Raw genomic sequence first — 17,237 nt, 5'->3', positions numbered from 1 at the left:
AATACAAAAAAGACGATGATTAAACAGATCATCGTCTTTTTTGTATGTTTAATACTTTTTCTGGATAGTCAGTAATCCAACCAATAACACATTCATATGGATTTTGTAGGTATTTTTCATTTCCTTTTATATTGTAAAACCGCATAGGATAACCTTCATTCCAAATGGTGTTCATCAACTTAGTTCCATAGAACTTTTTGTTCAAATGAATTGCGTTAAACTTTTTTATAGAAAGGACATAATCCCAATCAGAATTTTTTTTCCCAATAAAAGCAGTTTGCACATCTAAATTCATAGCGTGTATCGTTTCTAAAATACTAAATTCAAAAGATGAAAAATGAACATCATTTACTGCCATGCTCTTTTCGACAACTTCACGAATCTTTTCACTTTTTCCTAGAAAGGATTCTTTCAATTCAATATTAAGCTTCATGCCTGTCGGAATGATAAATTGTAGGAATTGATCAAAGGTTAAGACTCTACTTCCGAAAAACTTTCGAAAAAAACTACTTCCTAGTTTCAGTTGTAAAACCTCTTCTGCAAGCATGTCCGTAATTCTTCGTTTATTGCCAGCTAAACGGAAAAAATCGATATCATGCGTAACAAATGCAACGCCGTCAGCAGATAATTGCAAATCTAACTCAATGCCATCTACACGAACATCTACAGCTTTTTTAAAAGCATTCAAAGAATTTTCTACTGATTTATTGGAAACACCTCTATGCGCATAAACCGGTATGTTATACATTTAATTCCCCATTTTCAAGCTTAAATTTACCTTTTGTTGATTTTGTTAATAACGATGACTTATTGCTAATTTGAATAATAGTACCTGGACTTGCTTCTTTTGTAATATTAATATAATAGTCAGTTGTTTGACGAAGCATCTTCAATATACGCTGAATCTCTATATCCAAATCCTTCATATTTGCTTGCAACACATTGTACTTTTGTTTTGTCTGTTCATAGACAGCAATTTGCTCTTTAGACATTGTATCTTTAAATTGGTGTAGCTGACTAACGGTAGCATTTAATTTTGTGGACTCATTTTGTAGCTTCATTAACTCTTCTGCTTTTATCTTTGCATTTTCTGTTAATATTTTTCGATCTATCCCTTGCACAATAAGTTCCGTTTTTCTCTCCAAATTGTTTCCTGAGTATGCAGTAGTGATGGAATTAATAGCAATTGCTTTTCCACCAATGATTTTGCCTTTTCTATCGTCTAAAATAATTTCATTCCCGAAAACAGTGGAACCTAAACTATAAAGTCCAATATGAACGTTTTCCTTTGCTTCTAAAGAACATTCATTTGCATGTTTGATGAATATATTTCTAAATGCCTCTACTTTCGTGACATCTTTTCCAAAAATACCACCTTTGATAAAGACATCACCTTCAGTAGACTTAATAAGCTCTGCGGCATTTACCCCATCTTTTGCTTCAATAGAAATGTCTCCGGAAGCGACAATCGAATAACCCGGCATCACAGTTCCTTTCACCTGAATCGAACCATCAAATTTTAAGTTTCCGGTTTCTAAACCGACATCTCCATCAATAACTAGATGCTTCTGAACGGTGAGTGCTCCATTTACTTCTCCAATTACTCCATTTGTTTTGGAACGCAAAACGGTCTTCCCAATTTCTTCGACTTCATATGCAGTTTGCGGATCATATTTTAATGGTAGATCTTCACCCATACTCGCAGCTATTTCTTGTCCAAATATATTTATACCATCTATACCTTTACGTGGTGGAATTTTTTCTCCTAGCCATGATCCTTCTTTTATTTCGACTAAAAAGTTCATATCAAAGTAATCTGCTTTTCCGTCTTCCTTTATTTCAGGTTTCTTTTCTGCCTGTTGTAAGTATGTTATTTGCGCATCTGCACCTTTTTTTGGGTGCAAGCCTGTTGCAACTATGTAGGGTTTTCCTGTCATAACTTTTTGAAAATCAATTGGTACTTGTCCATAAATAATTTGATGATCAGCTAGAAGTTTATGAATTATCGTTTGAATTTCTTGTGTATGCTCTTGAATATAACTTTGGGATTCATAAATTGTTACCAATGCTTGCATTTTATCAGGACTTATTTCCAGTTCAACACTATCAATCCAACTACCAATTTCTATCTGTTCGAGTGACTTTTTATCAACTGCTTTTTTTAAGGCCATAAAATTTGAAATTCTTAATCGAGCATATTTACGAGTCATTTGATCAAACTTTTTCAAATTAAAACTATTATTTTTTATCTCGATGAAAACCCTTCCATTTTCTTCTGAAAGAATAATTTCATCCGTTTCTTCTATTATCATAAATGCTTCACATCCTTTCTCTTACTATTATACTCACTTTTCAAAATATAAGGGCAACAATATAAAAAGTATCTTCATTTATTATAGCAAAGGAAGATACTTTGTAATGTATAACTTTTCAGTTAATTTATGAATTTCAGCTAGCCATATTCTCCATACGAATCTTGTCTGCAATCATTGCGATGAATTCGCTATTAGTTGGCTTGCTTTTCAGATGATGTACCGTATAACCAAACATTTTAGAAATAGTTTCGTAATTTCCGCGGTTCCATGCTACTTCGATGGCATGACGAATCGCTCTTTCTACACGAGATGGCGTTGTTTGGAACTTTTTCGCGATTTCTGGATAAAGAACTTTTGTAATAGAACCAAGTAACTCAATATCCGTGTATACCATTTGAATTGCCTCTCTTAAATATGAATAACCTTTTATATGTGCAGGAACACCAATTTCTTTTATAACATTTGTGATGATGTTGTCAATAACTCGTTTATTTTGCATTGCTTCTCTTTCCGGATTTGCTTTTGCTGGTACTTCTTGTATGCTTTCTTTTCTACCAGCCACTTGTTTGATCTGAGTAACTAAACGGTCAAATTCAAAAGGCTTCAGCATAAAATAAGATGCTCCAAGTTCAGCTGCTTGTTTCATTACATCCTCTTGACCAAAGGCAGTTAACATAATGACTTGAAGATTATTGATTTTGTCATTTTTTTGCAAACTATCCAATACAGCAATACCATCTAAATGAGGCATTATTATATCTAATAGTAGTACGTCAGGTTCAACTGTTTCGAGTAATTCTAAACAAAGTTTCCCATTGACAGCTGTACCAACTACTTCTATTTCCGAATGTTTGTCAAAATATGAATCCATTGTCCGAATTAAATCTTTATTGTCATCCACTATTACAATTTTTATTTTTTCCATTTTGCCTCATCCACCTTTTGTAATTTTTCACTTAGATAGTATTCGCTCTTTTTTGACTTCTTCCTTTATTTTTATTAAAAATAAGTCTTTACTAATACGATTTCTTTGTATTACGACAATATGGTAATGGTTTCTACCCTTTTGTCGAATTTTCTTTATTTCATTGTATATGTTGTCAGCAAAAAAGGCTACACCTAATTACGGTGTAGCCTTTTACATTTTTATCATGGATTTTTTTTCATCATTTCTTTTATGGACAAAGCTGCACCGTTTTTTGGTTTATCTACATACATATGCGTGACAACACCGATTAGCTTATCTTGCTGTATAATAGGACTTCCACTCATGCCTTGGAGAATTCCTCCTGTTTTTTCTATGAGCGTTTTATCAATTACTGTAAACTGAAAAAGATAATCCTCAACAGTTGTAATTTCTATTGAAAAGTCCTGTACTTTTTCGCCATCGATTGAAGTTCGCATAATTGCTTTACCTGTCGTTATTGCTTCCTTGTCAGCTACTTCTACTTCTTGCATCGGAATATTTTCAATCGCATTTTTTTCAAGTTTTCCAAAAATACCGTACACATTGTTTTCATTTACTCCTCCGATGGGAGAAGTGTTATTTTGATGTGAGGTAATTTTGTATCCTGGCTTACCTGGAATACTTTTCTTTATTTGAAGTATGGAAGACAAGTATATCGAGCCTTCCGAAAAACTTGGTGTTAAACCGGATGGATGATCCACAATTTGATGTCCTAAGGCACCAAATTCATTCGTTTCCAAATCAAAATACGTTAATGTACCGATTCCTTCTGTAGCATCTTTCAAAAATGGAAGAAGTTTCAGTATTTGGTCAGAAGTGATTTCTTTTGTATACATTTTTTTATTTCGCTCATAATGAATAGTGATTTGTTCTTTATCTTTTATATGGGTTTTAACGTCTTCCATCGTTCGAACATTTTCGGAATTGACCTGTTTAATTGCGTCACCTGTTCGCAACCAATAATCATCGGTTAGTAAGACATCATTGCCAAGTACCACAGCTCCGTACTGTAGGTCAATTTGAATGGATTGTCCTAATGGGACAACTGAGGAAGTAGTATTTTGTGCAAAAGTGGAGTTGACTGCAAAGAATAAAGTAAAGAAAAGTATTGTAATTAGCGACCATATACGATAGCTTGGCTTCATATTTCACCTCCTATACAAATACTATATCCTGTTGAATAAAGTCTATGTGAGGTAAATAATTGATAAAAAAAGAAGACCTCTTTTAGAAAGGTCTTCACGCATGTCTTAACATTTTTTTTCTTTCATTTGCCAATTTAAGCAGTTCTTTTGAATGCTGCAATGTAGTGCTTGTAATTTCAGCTCCTGACATCATGCGACTTAATTCCTCCGCTCGCTGATCATCAACTACTTCTTCCAGATTCGTGTATGTTCTGTTTCTTGAAACAATCTTTTTTATCATTAAATGCTGATCGGCCATTGCTGCAACTTGTGGTAAGTGCGAAATGCATAATACTTGTGAATCTGTTGCAATTCCTGCAATCTTTTCTGCAATCGCTTGGGCTACTCGTCCACTTACACCAGTATCTACCTCATCAAATATAATGGACGTTATTCCTTGGTGCTTGGAGAAAATGCTTTTTAATGCAAGCATCATCCTCGATAATTCTCCACCAGATGCGATTTTAGTTAACGCTTTAAGTGGTTCACCTACATTTGTTGATATATAAAATGATAAATCGTCTATACCATTTTCGTTATACGTTGTATTGGCTTGCTCATGAAACATAACAGAAAAAGTCGCTTTTTCCATATAGAGTTCTTTTAATTGTTCCATAATAGCTTTACTTAGTTGCTTTGCAGCTATTTTTCGTTTATCCGTTAAATCTTTAGCTTCTAATTCTAAATCTTTTTCTATTTGTTTTATCTTTTCTGCAGTTTTTTGAATTTGCTCATCTCTGTTGACTAACTGCTCGAGACTATTTGATATTTTATTTTTATATTCTAAAATATCTTCAATCGATTGGCCATACTTCCTTTTTAAGGATTGAATAAATGCTAGTCGGTCTTCTACAATTTGAAGTTGATTGCTGTCGTACTCCATTTCGTCTAATTCACTTTTTAATTGGTATGCAGCATCTTGTAAAATGTAAAATGCGGATGATACATTTTCACTTAACTCGAGCATATTTTTATCAATATCGGAAATATCCTGTAAGTCTGCCATAGCAGTTCCGATATAATCTAACCCTTTAGATTCGGATAGTATCGCTTCATAAGCGCTACTCATTTTGTCAAATACCTTATGAAAATTTTGGAGCTTCTTTTTTTCTTCTTGAAGTTGTTCCTCTTCCCCAACAATTAAATTGGCATCATTTATTTCATCTACTTGAAATGTAAACAGGTCTATTTTATGAGCGATTTGCTGTTCATTCTCAGTTAAAGTCGCTAAATCTTTTTTCAACTTTTTATATTTTGTAAAAAGTTCTTTATATGACTCTTTTACAAGTCTTATTTTTTCCCCTGCAAACTGATCTAATAAATAAATATGTGCTTTTTCATCCATTAATTCTTGGCTCTCGTGCTGACCATGTATATCAATGAGAGAGGCTCCAATCTCACGTAATATACCAATGGTTACTAGCTTACCGTTTATTCGACAAACACTTTTTCCAGAGTCATTAATATCTCTTCTTAAAATGATGGTTTCTTCATCTAAATCTATACCTACATCCGCCATTTTGTTAAAAACTACATGTTTAGGATTCGTAATTATGAATAACCCTTCTAATTCTGCTTTCTTTGTTCCATGTCTTATAAATTCTTGCGAACCTCTTCCACCACACAATAAATGTACAGCATCAATTATTATCGATTTTCCTGCACCTGTCTCTCCAGTTAACACTGTAAGTCCTTCTTCAAAGCTAACTGTTAATTCGTCTATAATTGCAAAATTTTTAATCGATAATTCTTTTAACACTAGCTTTCACCTCATTATAAAATTAACTTTAGGATACACCTCATATTAAAAAATACGAGCTACGCTAAAGACATTATATTATAGCATTTCAAGTAATCGGTTTTTTACTTCTTCTGTCTCCGATTCTTGTCTACATAAGATTAAACACGTGTCATCCCCACAAATCGTTCCTAATATTTCAGACCAATCTAAATAATCGATCAAAGATCCGATAGCATGTGCATTACCTGGTAACGTTTTCATGACTAAAAAATGACTTGCTCCATCAATACTGACAAATGCATCCGTTAATGCACGGCGTAATTTTTGAGTTGGATTGAATCTTTGATCAGCTGGTAAACTGTATTTATAACTTCCATTAGGTAGAGGTACTTTCACTAAATGCAATTCTTTTATATCTCTAGAGACAGTTGCTTGTGTGACATTGTATCCAGCATTTTTTAAAGAATCTACTAAATCATCTTGCGTTTCTATTTCATTATTAGCAATAATATCGCGTATTCTAATATGTCTTTGTCCTTTATTCATTTCTTTCACCTCTTCGTATAATTATACCGGTTAATTAATACATTAGCATTTCATTCTAAAAGGCACAAGAAAAAACGCGACTCTAATTATGAGTCGCGCTCACCTATAATAGAGAATGCGCTTCGTTCACTAGCTGTTTAAAATCTATTTGATGAGGAATTACTTCACCTTCATTAACATTTACTAAATGAAATAGGAATTCAATATTTCCTTCTCCACCGGTTATAGGAGAATAGGAAGCGTCTTTCAGTTGGTAATGTTGACTTTCTGCAAAATCTGCAATATCATTCAACACATCAATATGAACAGATTTGTCACGAACAACCCCTTTTTTACCAACTCGATCTTTTCCAGCTTCAAACTGAGGCTTGACTAGCGCAATAACATCACCATTTGGAACAAGAATAGTTTTTAAAGTAGGAAAGATTAGTTTAAGAGATATAAAAGAAACATCGATTGATGCAAAGGAAGGTAATCCTTCATGGAAATCAGCAGGCGTTGAGTACCGGAAATTTGTCTTTTCCATCACAGTAACTCGTGAATCTTGACGAATTTTCCATGCAAGCTGGTTACTACCAACATCAAGTGCATAAGCATGTTTAACACCATTTTGTAATCCACAATCAGTAAAACCACCTGTAGAAGAGCCAATATCTAACATGATTTTGTCTTGAATTGTCAGTTCAAATTGTTCTAATGCCTTTTCAAGCTTCAGACCGCCTCTACTGACATATTTCAATACTTGACCCTTCACAGATAAAATAGAGTTAACATCTATTTTTTCGCCTGGTTTATCTATACGTTCTTCTTTAAGATAAATTTGCCCTGCCATTATGGCGCGCTTTGCTTTTTCTCGAGTTTCAAATAAGCCTTGTTCAACTAATAATATATCTACTCGTTCTTTTGAAGACTTCGTCATGATGATATATACCTGTTATTTGACGCGACTGATTTTTCTACTAATTCAACTATATCATCACTCGTGATATTAATTTCTTCTAATAATTGATTGACGTCACCGTGTTCGATAAACATATCTGGAATACCAATACGATTAACATTTGCTTGTAAATTGTTGTCATTGAAGAATTCAAGAACTGCACTTCCGAAACCACCTTCGAGCATGCTTTCTTCTACAGTAATAATTGGTATATTACGTTGTTGTAAAGAACGAAGCATCTCTTCATCTAAAGGCTTAATGAAACGAGCATTGATCACTTTTACTGAAATATTTGATTGTTCAAGTCGTTCTGCAGCTTGAAGCGCCATTGGAATTGTTGTACCAAAAGTTAAAATCGAAGCTTGAGTGCCTTCTTTCAATACTTCCCAAGTACCTATAGGAATTGACTTTAAATCCTCATCCATTGGTACTCCTAGTCCATTTCCTCGAGGATATCGAAGCGCTATTGGTCCATCTGCATATTCAAATGCAGTTTTAACCATATGCTGCCCTTCATTTTCGTCTTTTGGCATCATTAATACCATATTAGGCATATGACGTAAAAATGGAATATCAAATACACCTTGATGGGTCTCTCCATCTGCACCGACTAATCCTGCCCGATCAATACCAATGACCACATTTAAGTTTTGGCGACAAATATCGTGCAGTACTTGATCATAAGCACGTTGTAGAAATGTGGAATAAATGACTAAGAACGGTTTCATACCGTCTACTGCAAGACCCGCAGCCATTGTAGTTGCATGTTGTTCTGCAATACCTACATCAATCATACGATCAGGAAATTCCGAAGCAAATCCCTCGAGTTTAGATCCAACTGGCATCGCAGGTGTAATAGCAACGATACGCTTATCATCCCTTGCCAATTTACGTGCGGTCTCAGCGATTAAACCACTCCAAGATGGTGCTTTTGATGAGGATTTGATAAGGTCACCTGTTTCCATTTTATATGGACCAGTTCCATGCCAAGTTCCTATTTTATCATTTTCAGCAGGTTTGTAGCCTTTACCTTTTTTCGTTATCACATGAAGAAGGACAGGGCCTTTCATCTTTTTGGCATTTTTAAGATTTTCTTCTAATGCTTCAAAGTTATGCCCGTCTATTGGACCTAGATACGTAAATCCTAGTTCTTCAAAAAAGACACCAGATACAAGTAAATATTTTAAACTATCTTTTACACGTTCTGCTGTTCCTGCTAACTTTCCACCTACTGCAGGTATTTTTTTTAATAAATATTCTAAATCATCTTTAGCTCTGTTATACGTACCATGGGTGCGTAATTTTCCAAGTATATTATGAAGCGCCCCAACGTTTGGAGCTATAGACATTTCATTATCATTTAAAATAACAATCATATCTGTTTTTTCATGCCCAATGTGGTTTAGCGCCTCAAGAGCCATGCCGCCAGTAAGTGCTCCGTCCCCAATAATCGGAATAACGAAATTAGATTTTTTTTGTAAATCACGAGACTTTGCCATTCCCATCGCAGCAGAAAGAGACGTAGAACTATGACCTGCTTCCCACACGTCATGTTCGCTTTCTATACGCTTTGGAAATCCACACAATCCTTTAAATTGGCGTAGTGTATCAAACTGATCTGCTCTGCCAGTTAAAATTTTGTGCACATATGCTTGATGTCCTACATCCCACAATAGTTTATCTACCGGACTGTTAAATGCACGATGAAGTGCAATAGTGAGCTCTACTACTCCAAGATTTGGGCCGATATGCCCACCTGTTACAGATAACTTTTCTATTAAAAACGATCGGATGTCTTCACTTAATTCCTTTAATTGTTCGTTATTTAAACTTTTCAAAAAGGATGGGCTAGAAATTGAAGTTAAATCCATTGCCATCACACACCTTCTTTTAGATTTCCTTCGTAATACGTTAGGTAATATCATACCAATAAACTGTTATAAAACAAAATTATTCGCTATCAATTGGCCCTTTTCGTTATATAATTTGCAAGTTCCACTAATAGACCTTGATGTAAATTAACTTCCTGAAGAGCTTGAATAGCCATATTATATTGGTTTTGCAACTCTTCTTTTGCCCCTTCTAGTGTTAAGATAGATGGGTATGTATTTTTCTCACTCAAAATATCTTTTCCAGCAGTTTTGCCTAATTGTTCAGAAGTTCCTTCTATATCCAGAATATCGTCTTGTATTTGAAATGCTAATCCTATATGGTATGCATAGTTCATTAATGCTTCCATTATTTCATCGCTTGCATTAGCTATGATGCCTCCTGCTAAAATACTTATTGTAAGGAGTGCACCAGTTTTATTTACATGAACTTTTTCTAATTCCGCTAGTGTTAAAGATCTTCCTTCTCCTAGCATATCTAGAACCTGCCCACCGACCATTCCTTCTGCACCAGCTGAAAAACTTAACTTGTCAATCAATTTTACTTTTTGTTCTGCAGTAAGATTCGGAAGTCGTGCAATTATCCCGAAAGAAAATGTCACAAGTGCGTCACCTGCTAATATTGCAAGTGCTTCTCCAAAGACTACATGATTCGTCGGTTTACCACGGCGAAGATCATCGTTGTCCATTGCCGGTAGATCATCGTGTATCAGTGAATAAGTATGAATCATTTCAATCGCACTGGCAACAACAAGAGCATCCTCATTATTTGTTTGCAGTTCTTTTAAAACTGCTAATGTGAATAACGGTCTTATTCTTTTACCCCCTGCTTGTAAAGAGTAATCCATTGCATCTTTCAGTTCCTGGGGTGCTTTAAGGTCATTTATTAATATAGACATCTTTTGCTCAATAGTTGGTAAATTTGAATCGATAAAAGAATGCAATAAATTATTCATTACTATTACCTTCTTTTTCCGTATTATCCCCTATATAAGAGACTAGCTGTTTTTCAGCACTTTGTAATTTTTCACTACATAATTTTGATAACTCCATCCCTTTTTGATAGAGTTCGATTGCATTTTCAAGTGGTACGTCGCCTTGCTCCAATTGACGAACGATATTTTCTAATTGCAACATCGCCTCATCAAACGGGATTTCTTTTTTAGCCATGAAAATTAGTCCCCTTTCCCTCTCTTCTCAGCATCTTTTACAATCGCTTCAACTTGGCCATCCGGGAGTGTAACAAATATGGAATCTCCTTTAGCTACTTCTTCCACCGATTTAACCACTTTTCCATTTTTATACGTAATACTATAACCACGATCTATTATTTTCAATGGGTTCAAAGCTTCTAACGTACGAATCGACCCATGAAAATGCTGTCGATGTTTTTCGTAGGTAGAAACAGTTGCTTGATTTAGTTGATTAGTTAAGACTTGGACTGACTTATACTGCAAATCAATCAATTTTTTTGGTGAAAGTTGGAGCATTCTTTTTTCTACTTGCATAAAGTTTCGTTCTTTTTCACGATACAAGCGATTAGTTTCTCTTTGTAATTGCTGCTCCACACGTACATATCTTTCTATAAAAGGACGATATAGTTTCTCAGGAGTTGCAAGTACAGGAGATTGTATAGCTCGGTTATATCTATTTTTTTCATCCTGTAGCTTCTTAGAAACAAAATTCAAGCAAGCGGATTGGAAGGAAAAAATATTTTTTAATAAATTTTCTTTACTAGGAACAGCCATTTCAGCAGCTGCAGTTGGTGTTGGTGCTCGTAAATCGGCAACAAAATCGGCAATTGTTGTATCCGTCTCATGCCCAACAGCACTTATAATAGGAATAGTACTATTGGAAATAGCCCTTGCTACCGCTTCCTCGTTAAATGCCCATAAATCTTCGATAGATCCTCCACCTCGACCAACAATTAAGACATCAATGTTTTGCATATTATTTGCTTGCTCAATTGACTTTACAATGGATGGGGCAGCTTGAGGTCCTTGGACAATAGTTGGAAAAACGACTACCTCACTTATTGGATATCTACGTTCTAACGTTGTCAAAACATCACGAATAGCTGCACCGGTTTTAGAAGTAACTACACCTATCATTTTAGGAAATATAGGAATCTGTTTTTTACGACTAGGATGGAATAATCCTTCCTGCTCCAGTTTCTTTTTTAATTGTTCAAATGCTAAAAAAAGCTCCCCAATACCATCCGGTTGAATAGTGGAAGCGTATAATTGGTATTGCCCAGCAGCTTCAAAAACGTTAATATCACCACGAACGAGTACATTCATCCCGCTTTCTGGTTTAAACTTTAACGATCTTGCGTGCATGGCAAACATAACGGATGTTAAACGTGCAGTATCGTCTTTTAAAGTGAAGTAAATATGTCCACTACTGTGAACCTTCACATTTGATAGTTCCCCTTTTACGTATACGTCTCGTAAGTGAGTATCTGCGTCAAATTTACGTTTTATGTATTTAGTTAAAGCTTTTACCGTTAAGTATGTATGTGTTTGTGCAGTCACAAGAACAACTCCATTATGATCACAAGGTAAAAGCTGCCTTTCTAAACAGATTACAAAGTAGTTATACTTTACTTTTTACCTGTCTAGGCTTCGGCGCCTATGTCCTCTCAAGAAGAAGACATAAGTCACTTTCGCTTTTCTAGAAAAACAGCTTATAGCTTATTAATTTTTAGATGTATTTTCGGCTGCTAGGCATGTGTTTTCCATTAGCATAGCAATCGTCATTGGACCTACTCCACCCGGTACTGGGGTAATTTTAGATGCGACTTCTTTTACAGAAGCAAAATTTACATCCCCACATAATTTGTTATTTTCATCTCGGTTAATACCTACATCAATTACAACTGCACCTTCTTTTACATAGCTAGCATCGATCATTTTAGCACGACCAGTTGCCACTACTAAAATATCCGCTTGTTTTGTAAATGCATGTAGGTCTTTTGTTCTGGAATGACAATATGTAACAGTTGCATCTTTTTGGAGTAAAAGTTGTCCCATTGGCTTACCTACAATATTACTTCTACCAATAATTACAGCATGTTTTCCTGCAACATCAATATTACTGTATTCTAATAATTTTAAAATACCAAATGGGGTACATGGAAGGAAGGTTTGTTGTCCGATCATCATTTTACCAACACTTTCGGGGTGAAAACCATCAACATCTTTAAGTGGTGAGATTTTTGCGATCACTCGATCTTCATCAATTTGTTTTGGTAAAGGTAGTTGAACTAGGATTCCATGGATTTTTTCATCGTTGTTTAATAGCTCCACTTGTTTCAATAATTCAGCTTCTGAAACATCCTCGTCCAATTGGATAAGGATAGAATACATCCCTAATCTCTCACAAGTTTTAGTTTTGTTATTTACATATGTTTGAGAAGCGGGATTATTTCCAACTAACACAACAGCCAATCCAGGTGTAATACCTTTTGCTTTTAAAGCTTCTACTCTTTTTTGGACTTTTTCTGTAACTTGTCCAGCAATTTGTTTACCATCAATTAAATTGTCTAACACCATTAACTCTCCTTCACTCCGGACCATTATTGATCTGTATATTTAGATAACACACCATTTACAAATCGGCTAGATTTCTCATCTCCGAAAACCTTACAAATTTCTAAAGCCTCGTTAATAGCTACTTTTGCAGGGGTTTCTTCTGTAAACATTAGTTCAAAAACAGCAATACGTAGAACTGTGCGTTCAATTTTTGGTAGTCGAGAAAGCGACCAATTTTCTAGCTTTTCTGTTAATGAAGCATCAATCTGCTCTTTATGCTCAATCACACCACTAACTAACATTGTTAGAAAAGTATCTTGTTCATCTGTAACATGACCAATTGCTTCCTCTATAGAAATTTCATGATTATCTAACTGAAATAGCGCTTGTAATGCTAGCTCTCTTGCTTTTCTTCGTTTCATTATTTAGTTCTCCTTTAAATGTAACTATCTAAACAATCATAGCATATTTCTCTTTAGATTGCGTACTAGAAAGCAGAAAATATAAAGAAAATGCATGGAGAATAGATACTAAATATAAAAAGAGCCATCCATGGATGACTCTTTCTATTTATTCGGCTGAATCGAATTGTACACCTGTAATATGAACATTCACTTCTTTTGGCACTAAACTAGTCATATTTTCAATTGCTTGTCGGATTTGAGATTGCACTTCTCTAGCAACCGTGGGAACGGAAGCACCGTATTTTACAAGGCAATATACATCGATAAACAAACCATCAGCTGTTATTTCTGTCTTAATACCTTTGCCATGCACTTTTTTACCCAGACGCTCTACAACTCCCGAAGCAAGGTTTCCGCGTGTTCCAGCGATACCATCTACTTCATTTGTTGCAATGCCTGCGATTACAGTAATAACTTCAGGTGCAATTTCAATTGTCCCTAAGTCATCTTTTCCTTCAGGAGTCATTTGAACAAATTTTTGTTCGTTTGTTTCTGACATTTTTTTCACTCCTTTTATGAATTGATTACATCGTACTTCTCTAAAAATTTTGTGTCAAAATCTCCAGAAACAAACACTTCGTGATTCATCAATTTTTCGTGGAATAAAATAGTCGTTTCCACACCATCTATGACAAATTCACCTAATGCGCGTTTCATTTTTGCAATTGCTTCTTCACGAGTATCTCCAAACGTAATTAGTTTAGCTACCATCGAATCATAAAATGGTGGAATACTATAACCTGGATACATTGCAGAATCAACACGAACACCATACCCACCTGGAGCAAGATACATGTCAATTTTCCCTGGAGATGGCATGAAATTTTTAGCTGGATTTTCTGCATTGATACGACATTCGATTGCCCATCCCTTAATTTGAATATCTTTTTGTTCAAAAGCTAATTTTTCTCCAGAAGCAATTTTTAACTGTTGTTGAATCAAATCAATACCAGTAACCATTTCAGTAACTGGATGCTCTACTTGAATACGCGTATTCATTTCCATAAAGTAAAATTTTTGATTGATATGATCAAATATAAATTCTACTGTTCCAGCACTCTTATAGTCTACAGCAAGCGCAGCTTTTACAGCTGCCTCTCCCATTGCAGAACGAATTTCTTCAGATAATGCTGGAGACGGTGCTTCTTCCACGAGCTTCTGCATTCTACGTTGAATAGAACAATCACGCTCACCTAAGTGTATAGCATTTCCTTGTCCATCTGCCAATACTTGGATTTCAACATGTCTAAATTCTTCTATAAATTTCTCTAAGTAAACTCCTGGATTACCAAATGCAGCAGCGGCTTCTTTTTGAGTAATTTTAATTCCTTTTACTAGTTCTTCTTCATCCCTAGCAACACGAATTCCTTTACCGCCGCCTCCAGCAGTTGCTTTAATGATTACTGGAAAACCAATCTCATTAGCAATTTTCAAACCCTCTTCTTCATCTGCGACAATTCCAACAGAACCTGGTACTACTGGTACTCCAGCTTTTCTCATTGTTTCTCTTGCAACGTCCTTAGTACCCATACTTGAGATGGCAGATGAGGATGGTCCGATAAATGTGATAGCACATTCTTCACATAACTCTGCAAAGCTTGCATTTTCTGCCAAAAATCCGTACCCAGGATGAATTCCATCACAACCAGTTAGTTTAGCAACACTAATAATATTAGAAAAATTTAAATAAGAATCCTTCGATAATCTCGGACCGATACAATAAGCTTCATCCGCTATCTGAACATGTAACGCGTCGCGATCTGCTTCTGAATATACTGCAACTGTCTCTATATCCATTTCTTTGCAAGCTCGAATGATACGAACCGCAATTTCTCCACGATTGGCTATTAATACTTTTTTCATCAATCTTGCCCCTTCCTCCGTAATTAAAAAGCAAATTTTTTCATTAAACCGAATCTACCTTGTTGAAGATAGCGTCTGCTTTTTAAACTTCTTTTACAAGGAACAAAGGCTGACCATATTCTACTAATTGTCCATCTTTTACAAGGATCTCAACCACTTCTCCATTTACTTCTGCTTCAATTTCATTGAATAACTTCATTGCTTCTACAATGCACACAACAGAATCAGTCGAAATCTTCGTCCCAACTTGAACGTATGCATCAGCATCAGGAGATGATGATTGATAGAAAGTACCTACCATAGGTGATGTGATTTTATGTAATGAAGTTTCTTCTACAACTTCTTCCACTTTTTCCTCCACTTTTTCTTTAGGAGTTTCACTTACCTGTACTTGTTTTTCTTCCACTACTATAGGTTGTTCTGAAACAACAGAACTTTCTAATGCGAATCCAGTAGAAGTTACAGAACCTTTATCATTCTTTTTTAATTTGATTTTAGTTCCTTCTGATTCATATAAAAATTCATCTAGTGTGGACTGATCAATTAATTTAATAATTTCTCTAATTTCTTGGATTTTCATTTTACCTGTCTCCCTTTTGTATACATAATTATACTTACTCTTCTCATTTTAGACGTTTTTATGATAATTTTAAATAGCTAGAGGATAAAACTTCGGAAATAATAAAAAAAAGCGCCAGTATGGCACTTTTTTTGACAGAACCTATAATATATGTTATTGACCGTCAAACTTAACTTCTACCTTATAAGCTTGTGGCCACTCTCTTTTTACAGCATAAATGATCTCATCCGCTTTTTGAGAGGACTGCTCATTTGACACAACATCTATTAATACAGATTCATTTTCAATTCTTACTAGCGCATCATCATAACCTAATGATTTGATAATTAGCTCCAGCATTGCCTCTGTTGAATCTATTTTCACTAATTCTTCAATTTGGTTATATGCTTCATCTTTTTCTTCTGCAGTGAAATCGTTACTACCTACTTTAGTCGTTAATTGCTCACGAAGTTGACTTCTTTTCCCTTGAACTTCCATTCTCATTTCTTCAAAGGCATTGCTACTTGAAGTAAATGACTGTTCGTTTGTGGAAGAGGTTTCAACTAGGTCTACATCTTCAATTGTATCATTTGAGAATAATGCTATTCCATCGAAAGGCGATGGTCGATCTGTTACATAAAAAACAGTAATAACAGCTACTAAACTAATTAAAGTTAAAAACCAAATAGATCTCTTTTTTACATTCATGTTATTATTCCTCCAATTCCATTTCTTCAATCACAATTCTATGTGGGGATATTTGTAAAACAGATGAAAGTGTTATTACAAGCTTGTTTTGAATGCGTTTATCGCTCGCTCCTTCCGCCACAACTAATACTCCAATTAGCTCCTCCTTGTCCCTTTTGCTGTCACTTGTCCATTGGAAAAATGATACATCACTCTCCGTAGCTTCCTCAGATCCATTTGAATAATGATAATAAACAGCTACTCGACCAACGCCTCTAATTCTTTCAAGAACAGAAGCTAACTCATCTGGTGTTTGAAGTTCTTCTACATTCGTTTCTGTTTTACCAACATTATCCATATTGAGAAGACCTGAAAAAAGTAGACTTATGAAAAGTACTGCTCCTCCTATAACAACAAAACGAAAAGTGGGTTTTTGTTTAAGTGTGATAGTGCTTCACCCTTCTTTTCATTATGGATATAATACTTTATGCATCAAAAACTATTTATATGAAGAGATTAGACAGAATCCAAAATATTATCGCAATTTTT

At 35.0% G+C, this 17,237-nt stretch carries 18 protein-coding genes; all 18 read right to left on the bottom strand.

Features of this window, described 5'->3' with window-relative positions; genetic code table 11:
• Nucleotides 1-28: 28 nt before the first annotated feature.
• The 18 genes from AM499_RS03635 to AM499_RS03550 all read right to left on the bottom strand — a co-directional run bounded on the left by AM499_RS03635 (nucleotide 29) and on the right by AM499_RS03550 (nucleotide 17,046).
• The gene (locus AM499_RS03635) at nucleotides 29-748 is read right to left on the bottom strand and encodes a glycerophosphodiester phosphodiesterase (protein ID WP_053588925.1); all 720 of its coding nucleotides are present in this window, start codon (nucleotides 746-748) and stop codon (nucleotides 29-31) included.
• Nucleotides 741-2,312, bottom strand: a complete 1,572-nt coding sequence (locus AM499_RS03630; protein WP_053588924.1) for a flagellar assembly protein A — start codon at nucleotides 2,310-2,312, stop codon at nucleotides 741-743. Before AM499_RS03630 ends, AM499_RS03635 begins: the two co-directional genes overlap by 8 nt.
• Before the next feature lie 136 nt (nucleotides 2,313-2,448).
• Entirely contained in the window at nucleotides 2,449-3,240 is a 792-nt protein-coding gene (gene spo0A / locus AM499_RS03625) for a sporulation transcription factor Spo0A (RefSeq protein ID WP_053588923.1), read from the bottom strand.
• Nucleotides 3,241-3,464: 224 nt separating this feature from the next.
• The gene (locus AM499_RS03620) at nucleotides 3,465-4,427 is read right to left on the bottom strand and encodes a SpoIVB peptidase S55 domain-containing protein (protein ID WP_053588922.1); all 963 of its coding nucleotides are present in this window, start codon (nucleotides 4,425-4,427) and stop codon (nucleotides 3,465-3,467) included.
• A gap of 94 nt (nucleotides 4,428-4,521) precedes the next feature.
• Nucleotides 4,522-6,225: a DNA repair protein RecN gene (gene recN / locus AM499_RS03615; RefSeq protein ID WP_053588921.1), complete on the bottom strand. Its 1,704-nt coding sequence runs from the start codon at nucleotides 6,223-6,225 to the stop codon at nucleotides 4,522-4,524.
• Between the two features lie 78 nt (nucleotides 6,226-6,303).
• Complete coding sequence (gene ahrC / locus AM499_RS03610; RefSeq protein WP_053588920.1) at nucleotides 6,304-6,753, bottom strand: transcriptional regulator AhrC/ArgR; 450 nt, start codon at nucleotides 6,751-6,753, stop codon at nucleotides 6,304-6,306.
• Nucleotides 6,754-6,856: 103 nt separating this feature from the next.
• Nucleotides 6,857-7,672 (bottom strand): TlyA family RNA methyltransferase, encoded by an 816-nt coding sequence (locus tag AM499_RS03605; RefSeq protein WP_053588919.1) that lies wholly within the window; start codon nucleotides 7,670-7,672, stop codon nucleotides 6,857-6,859.
• On the bottom strand, nucleotides 7,669-9,564 hold the full coding sequence (gene dxs / locus AM499_RS03600; RefSeq protein ID WP_053592084.1) for a 1-deoxy-D-xylulose-5-phosphate synthase: 1,896 nt from the start codon (nucleotides 9,562-9,564) through the stop codon (nucleotides 7,669-7,671). The genes AM499_RS03605 and dxs overlap by 4 nt, the downstream gene beginning before the upstream one ends.
• 89 nt (nucleotides 9,565-9,653) lie before the next feature.
• Nucleotides 9,654-10,538, bottom strand: a complete 885-nt coding sequence (locus tag AM499_RS03595) for a polyprenyl synthetase family protein (RefSeq protein WP_053588918.1) — start codon at nucleotides 10,536-10,538, stop codon at nucleotides 9,654-9,656.
• Nucleotides 10,531-10,752: an exodeoxyribonuclease VII small subunit gene (gene xseB, locus AM499_RS03590; RefSeq protein ID WP_053588917.1), complete on the bottom strand. Its 222-nt coding sequence runs from the start codon at nucleotides 10,750-10,752 to the stop codon at nucleotides 10,531-10,533. The genes AM499_RS03595 and xseB overlap by 8 nt, the downstream gene beginning before the upstream one ends.
• A gap of 5 nt (nucleotides 10,753-10,757) precedes the next feature.
• Nucleotides 10,758-12,116 (bottom strand): exodeoxyribonuclease VII large subunit, encoded by a 1,359-nt coding sequence (gene xseA / locus AM499_RS03585; protein WP_053588916.1) that lies wholly within the window; start codon nucleotides 12,114-12,116, stop codon nucleotides 10,758-10,760.
• Between the two features lie 162 nt (nucleotides 12,117-12,278).
• Complete coding sequence (folD, locus tag AM499_RS03580; protein ID WP_156316737.1) at nucleotides 12,279-13,133, bottom strand: bifunctional methylenetetrahydrofolate dehydrogenase/methenyltetrahydrofolate cyclohydrolase FolD; 855 nt, start codon at nucleotides 13,131-13,133, stop codon at nucleotides 12,279-12,281.
• Nucleotides 13,134-13,159: 26 nt separating this feature from the next.
• Nucleotides 13,160-13,537, bottom strand: coding sequence for a transcription antitermination factor NusB (gene nusB, locus AM499_RS03575; protein WP_053588914.1), 378 nt, complete (start codon nucleotides 13,535-13,537; stop codon nucleotides 13,160-13,162).
• A gap of 148 nt (nucleotides 13,538-13,685) precedes the next feature.
• Nucleotides 13,686-14,078 carry an Asp23/Gls24 family envelope stress response protein gene (locus AM499_RS03570; protein WP_053588913.1) on the bottom strand — a complete coding sequence of 131 codons (393 nt, stop codon included), beginning with the start codon at nucleotides 14,076-14,078 and terminating at the stop codon, nucleotides 13,686-13,688.
• A 14-nt stretch (nucleotides 14,079-14,092) separates the two neighbouring features.
• Entirely contained in the window at nucleotides 14,093-15,445 is a 1,353-nt protein-coding gene (accC, locus tag AM499_RS03565) for an acetyl-CoA carboxylase biotin carboxylase subunit (RefSeq protein WP_197275589.1), read from the bottom strand.
• 79 nt (nucleotides 15,446-15,524) lie between these two features.
• On the bottom strand, nucleotides 15,525-16,022 hold the full coding sequence (gene accB, locus AM499_RS03560) for an acetyl-CoA carboxylase biotin carboxyl carrier protein (protein WP_053588911.1): 498 nt from the start codon (nucleotides 16,020-16,022) through the stop codon (nucleotides 15,525-15,527).
• A 153-nt stretch (nucleotides 16,023-16,175) separates the two neighbouring features.
• Entirely contained in the window at nucleotides 16,176-16,709 is a 534-nt protein-coding gene (locus AM499_RS03555) for a SpoIIIAH-like family protein (protein ID WP_053588910.1), read from the bottom strand.
• 4 nt (nucleotides 16,710-16,713) lie between these two features.
• The gene (locus AM499_RS03550; protein WP_053588909.1) at nucleotides 16,714-17,046 is read right to left on the bottom strand and encodes a hypothetical protein; all 333 of its coding nucleotides are present in this window, start codon (nucleotides 17,044-17,046) and stop codon (nucleotides 16,714-16,716) included.
• Between the last annotated feature and the right edge of the window lie 191 nt (nucleotides 17,047-17,237).

It is taken from the genome of Bacillus sp. FJAT-22090, assembly GCF_001278755.1.
Lineage (GTDB): Bacteria > Bacillota > Bacilli > Bacillales_A > Planococcaceae > Psychrobacillus.
This window is presented reverse-complemented; position numbering and strand designations above follow the sequence as displayed.